The 2,003-nt window shown below is 54.0% G+C and carries 1 rRNA gene; it reads right to left on the bottom strand.

Features of this window, described 5'->3' with window-relative positions:
* Nucleotides 1-33: 33 nt before the first annotated feature.
* A 23S ribosomal RNA gene (locus NOM06_RS20740) occupies nucleotides 34-2,003 on the bottom strand; the annotation flags it as partial.

The following is a 2,003-nucleotide window of genomic DNA, read 5'->3' as shown; positions in this document are numbered from 1 at the left end:
GCTACAAGCCTTAGAACACTTCTTGGGTGTTGTATGGTTAAGCCTCACGGGTAATTAGTATGGGTTAGCTCAACACGTCGCCGCGCTTACACACCCCACCTATCAACGTTGTGGTCTCCAACGGCCCTTTAGGACCCTCAAGGGGTCAGGGATGACTCATCTCAGGGCTCGCTTCCCGCTTAGATGCTTTCAGCGGTTATCGATTCCGAACTTAGCTACCGGGCAGTGCCACTGGCGTGACAACCCGAACACCAGAGGTTCGTTCACTCCGGTCCTCTCGTACTAGGAGCAACTCCCTTCAATCATCCAACGCCCACGGCAGATAGGGACCGAACTGTCTCACGACGTTCTGAACCCAGCTCGCGTACCACTTTAAATGGCGAACAGCCATACCCTTGGGACCGACTTCAGCCCCAGGATGTGATGAGCCGACATCGAGGTGCCAAACACCGCCGTCGATATGAACTCTTGGGCGGTATCAGCCTGTTATCCCCGGAGTACCTTTTATCCGTTGAGCGATGGCCCTTCCATTCAGAACCACCGGATCACTATGACCTACTTTCGTACCTGCTCGACCTGTCCGTCTCGCAGTTAAGCTGGCTTATGCCATTGCACTAACCTCCTGATGTCCGACCAGGATTAGCCAACCTTCGTGCTCCTCCGTTACTCTTTGGGAGGAGACCGCCCCAGTCAAACTACCCACCAGGCACTGTCCGCGAGCCCGATTCAGGGCCCTGCGTTAGAACATCAAACATACAAGGGTGGTATTTCAAGGACGGCTCCAGCGCAACTGGCGTCACGCCTTCAAAGCCTCCCACCTATCCTACACATGTAGGTTCAATGTTCAGTGCCAAGCTGTAGTAAAGGTTCACGGGGTCTTTCCGTCTAGCCGCGGGTACACCGCATCTTCACGGCGAATTCGATTTCACTGAGTCTCGGGTGGAGACAGCATGGCCATGGTTACACCATTCGTGCAGGTCGGAACTTACCCGACAAGGAATTTCGCTACCTTAGGACCGTTATAGTTACGGCCGCCGTTTACCGGGGCTTCGATCAAGAGCTTCGCTTGCGCTAACCCCATCAATTAACCTTCCGGCACCGGGCAGGTGTCACACCCTATACGTCCACTTTCGTGTTTGCAGAGTGCTGTGTTTTTGATAAACAGTCCCAGCCATCTGGTCACTGCGACTCCCAACTGCTCCATCCGCAAGGGACTTCACTGTCAAGAGCGAACCTTCTCCCGAAGTTACGGTTCTATTTTGCCTAGTTCCTTCACCCGAGTTCTCTCAAGCGCCTTGGTATTCTCTACCCGACCACCTGTGTCGGTTTGGGGTACGATGACTTGTAATCTGAAGCTTAGAGGCTTTTCCTGGAAGCAGGGCATCAATGGCTTCCACACCGTAGTGTGTTCGTCTCGTGTCTCAGTGTTGTGTCTCCGGATTTGCCTAGAAACACCACCTACGCACTTTCACCAGGACAACCGTCGCCTGGCCCACCTAGCCTTCTCCGTCCCCCCATCGCAATTACAAGTCGTGCAGGAATATTAACCTGCTTCCCATCGACTACGCCTTTCGGCCTCGCCTTAGGGGTCGACTCACCCTGCCCCGATTAACGTTGGACAGGAACCCTTGGTCTTCCGGCGAGGAGGCTTTTCACCCCCTTTATCGTTACTTACGTCAGCATTCGCACTTCTGATATCTCCAGCATACCTCTCGATACACCTTCGCAGACTTACAGAACGCTCCCCTACCACTCACACATAAGTGTGAATCCGCGGCTTCGGTGCCTGGTTTGAGCCCCGTTACATCTTCCGCGCAGGCCGACTCGACTAGTGAGCTATTACGCTTTCTTTAAATGATGGCTGCTTCTAAGCCAACATCCTAGCTGTCTGAGCCTTCCCACATCGTTTCCCACTTAACCAGAACTTTGGGACCTTAGCCGGCGGTCTGGGTTGTTTCCCTCTTCACGACGGACGTTAGCACCCGCCGTGTGTCTCCCGGATA

Origin of the sequence: Aeromonas sp. JL9 (genome assembly GCF_024436075.1) — a bacterium.
Lineage (GTDB): Bacteria > Pseudomonadota > Gammaproteobacteria > Enterobacterales > Aeromonadaceae > Aeromonas > Aeromonas veronii.
This window is presented reverse-complemented; position numbering and strand designations above follow the sequence as displayed.